The sequence below is a fragment of the Candidatus Kurthia intestinigallinarum genome, from assembly GCF_003991225.1.
Lineage (GTDB): Bacteria > Bacillota > Bacilli > Bacillales_A > Planococcaceae > Kurthia > Kurthia populi.
Genome location: NZ_JTFC01000104.1, coordinates 1 through 1,062, shown reverse-complemented (window position 1 = coordinate 1,062; position 1,062 = coordinate 1). Strand labels below are relative to the sequence as shown.

Sequence of the window (1,062 nt, the reverse complement as noted above, 5' to 3'; positions counted from 1 at the left end):
GTTGCTTTAGCAGCAGCGATTATTTGGTTATTGCCGTGGTTATATTCATTATTCACATAAGTAGATATTTAATAAGTGGAAAAAACTACTTAACAAAAGTAGAAATTTCTACTTTTACGAGGTGTATAAAATGGCAGAACATAAAGGCAAAAAGTTTGTGTTCCCTGAGAATGTAGAGTCGGGTTACGGGATTTTTCTAGGGATTACACTGAAGGAATTACTGCTATATCTAGTGCCACCGATTGTCATTGGACTAATCATTGTCGCTTTGCCACCACATAACGTGTGGCTCATGCTGTTTAAGTTCATGCTTTTACTAATTGTGCTCATTATCATTTTAGCTTTCTTGTCTTCTCGACCAATTCGCCATCGACCGAATATTCGTTTTCAGGATTATGTAAAGTTACGCAATCAATTTACGAGTAGACAAAAGCTCTTTTATATACGGAAGAAACAGAATCGCTTTTTAAAGTAAGGCGGTGATTAGTTTGTGGGAAAAGTTGTTCGGTCCTAAGAAAAAGCCAATAGACGATTATGTATTTGATGATGAGCCGAAAACGCTCGATAAAGGTAAGCAGAGCCTACAGGATATGTCGCTCATTGAAGCACAGTACAATGATTTTCTCGTGACAAAACGAGGCTATTTAGTCGTATTGCTGAAAGTGACGGGGATTAATTTAGATTTACTCACAACGACCGAGCAAGAGGATGTTTTTGATGAGTTTAACGCCTTTTTGATGTCGACACTCGGTGAAAATAGTGAGGAAGTGCAGCAGTACCTTGATATTACGATGCCTGTTGATTTTAGTGAGTATATTTTGTTTTGGCAGCATCGTTATTTAACGGTACTAGAGGAGGAGCCTGAAAATGAAGCAAAGCTAGCCCTCATTGCGAGTTATGTCGATACATTTTCTGGCGTTGCGTCTTCACAGGAAATAACGACAAAGACACATATTGTCGTACTGCATGAAAAAATACCGAAAAAGCATTTAGCGTCACTGGAGCAGACAGCGATCCATTTAGAAGAAAAGGTGCTACTTTTTATTCGGCAATTAGAAAATG

Annotated in this window: 2 protein-coding genes; both read left to right on the top strand. The window is 38.3% G+C overall.

Going from position 1 to position 1,062, the window contains the following annotated elements:
* The first annotated feature begins 130 nt into the window (after positions 1 to 130).
* Entirely contained in the window at positions 131 to 475 is a 345-nt protein-coding gene (locus tag QI30_RS18920) for a conjugal transfer protein (RefSeq protein WP_126992087.1), read from the top strand.
* Between the two features lie 13 nt (positions 476 to 488).
* A partial coding sequence (gene trsD, locus QI30_RS18915; protein ID WP_126992086.1) for a TrsD/TraD family conjugative transfer protein occupies positions 489 to 1,062 on the top strand: 574 nt, incomplete at its 3' end.

Excerpts from the sequence above, each read along its gene's own strand:
- QI30_RS18920 (WP_126992087.1), top strand. The coding sequence starts at position 131 with ATGGCAGAACATAAAGGCAAAAAGTTTGTGTTCCCTGAGAATGTAGAG.